Origin of the sequence: Aeromonas sp. QDB11, from assembly GCF_027705265.1 — a bacterium.
In the GTDB taxonomy this organism is placed as follows: Bacteria; Pseudomonadota; Gammaproteobacteria; order Enterobacterales; family Aeromonadaceae; genus Aeromonas; species Aeromonas allosaccharophila.
This window is the reverse complement of sequence record NZ_JAPDBM010000234.1, coordinates 1-609: the sequence shown is the minus strand read 5'-3', so window position 1 is coordinate 609 and position 609 is coordinate 1. Positions and strand designations below refer to the sequence as shown.

Genomic DNA, 609 nt, shown 5'->3' with positions numbered 1-609 from the left:
ATACCGTGTCTCCTTTCCCGGGGAATGGCTATGGCACAGCGAAGGTGTAGCACTATTGGGATCAGTTATTTAGTTCAGAACGCAGTCTAGTTTGTTGTTCATCTAAGGATACAAAGTCTCTGTTTTCTATTCTATTTTGCCTGTTATTGGTTTTTGTTACATTTTCCCCAAAATTTTCGTCAGTGTTTTCTAGAGAAATTAGTTTTATAGGGACTTTTATTTTTTCCAACTTTGAAATATCTTTTTTTAGATACTCGCCCAATGTACTCACGGTTTGGGCACCATTAACAATACTTATGTTCGTGGCTTTAAACGATCCAATATCTCTACTATTGCCACCTACCATGGATTTCTTTATTGTGTCAGCAATTAGAGTGATGCCATTGTTAAAATACCAAAATCTCTCTGGACATTGTTCGATTGTATTTCGGATTTCTTCGTTGACATCAGTTGTACCCAGCATTTGTCTTATGTTTTTTGAAAATAAGCGCTTCCCTTTTTCTTTGTACCAATTAGCAATTTCTCCACCGGAGATCCAGGGCGAGATCGTGAACATTTTGTTAAAAATTAAAAATAGTTTTTTGCCTACAAAACAAATACTTATAGGCC

Annotated in this window: 1 protein-coding gene; it reads right to left on the bottom strand. The window is 36.1% G+C overall.

Annotation, left to right across the window (positions count from 1 at the left end):
* Positions 1 to 61: 61 nt before the first annotated feature.
* Positions 62 to 609, bottom strand: a 548-nt coding sequence (locus OKC40_RS22825) for an AIPR family protein (protein ID WP_270797063.1), incomplete at its 5' end; no start/stop codon positions are given.